The following is a 1,236-nucleotide window of genomic DNA, read 5'->3' on the forward strand; positions in this document are numbered from 1 at the left end:
CGTCGAACACGCCGGTCAGGAAGCGCTGCGCGGCCTGAGCCAGCTCGGCCTCGCGCGCGGCGCGGCGCGCCTGGGACAGGGCCAGCGCGCTGCCGGCGACGATCGCGAGCAGCGCAAGCAGCAGCGCCGTCGAGGCGACGCGATGGCGCTGCACGTAACGGCGCAGGCGGTACCAGCCGCTGTCGCGCCGCGCGAGGATAGTCGCGCCGCGCAGATAGCGGCGCACGTCGTCGGCCAGCGCCTGCGCGGTTGCATAGCGCCGTGCCGGTTCCGCGTCGGTCGCGCGCGCGACGATGATGCCGAGGTCGCCGCGCAGTCGGCGCGGAGCGACCGGCCCGTCGCTGCGCGCCGCGTTGCTCAGGCGGTCGCTAGCCGCGCCCGTGCGCGCGGCCGGATTGTCGTGGAAGCGCGCGCCCGACAGCAGCTCGAACAGAAGCACGCCGAGCGCGTAGACGTCGACGGCGGTGCCGACGTGCTCGCCGCGCAATTGTTCGGGCGCCGCGTAGGCGCGGCTCAGGAAGCGCGCGCCCGTGCGCGTCTGACTGTCGGCCTCGTCCTCCTCGAGTACCTTGGCGACGCCGAAATCGAGCAGGTGCGGGCGGTCTTCCGTATCGACGAGCACGTTGCCGGGCTTGAGGTCGCGGTGCACGACGAGCTGCCCGTGGGCGTAGGCGACGGCTTCGGCGAGCTCGACGAACAGGTCCAGGCGCTGAGTGAGACCGACGCGCGGCGACGCGGCCCATTCGTTCAGCGGCACGCCGGCGACGTATTCCATGACGAACCAGGGCTGGCCCGATTCACTGATGCCGCCGTCGAGCAGGCGCGCGATCTGCGCATGCTGCAGCTGGGCGAGGATGCGCCGCTCGCGGCGGAAGCGCGCGAGGATCTCGCCCGAATCCATGCCGCGCTTGATCCATTTCAGCGCGCCCTGCTGCACGTAGCCGTCACCCTCGCGCGTGGCGAGGAACACCGCGCCCATTCCGCCGCGGCCGAGGCGACGACGTATGGTCCAGCCGCCGACGCAGCTGTCCGCCGCGAGCTCGTCGTCGTCGGCGCCGTCGGCCAGCCGCTCCGCGACGGCAGCCGCGCCGCCGTCGAGCAGGTGCGGCGCGGCCTCGGCCGCGAGCAGTTGCGCGAGCAGCGCGGCCAGCGCCGGATCGCCGGCCGTCTGCGCCGCGGCGAACGCGGCGCGTGCGGCAGGTTCCAGTTCCAGCGCCTCGCGCAGCAGCGCGAAGG

At 73.9% G+C, this 1,236-nt stretch carries 1 protein-coding gene; it reads right to left on the bottom strand.

Annotation, left to right across the window (positions count from 1 at the left end):
- A partial coding sequence (locus NON22_RS24510) for a serine/threonine-protein kinase (protein WP_257389597.1) occupies positions 1-1,236 on the bottom strand: 1,236 nt, incomplete at both ends.

The organism is Tahibacter caeni, assembly GCF_024609805.1.
In the GTDB taxonomy this organism is placed as follows: domain Bacteria; phylum Pseudomonadota; class Gammaproteobacteria; order Xanthomonadales; family Rhodanobacteraceae; genus Tahibacter; species Tahibacter caeni.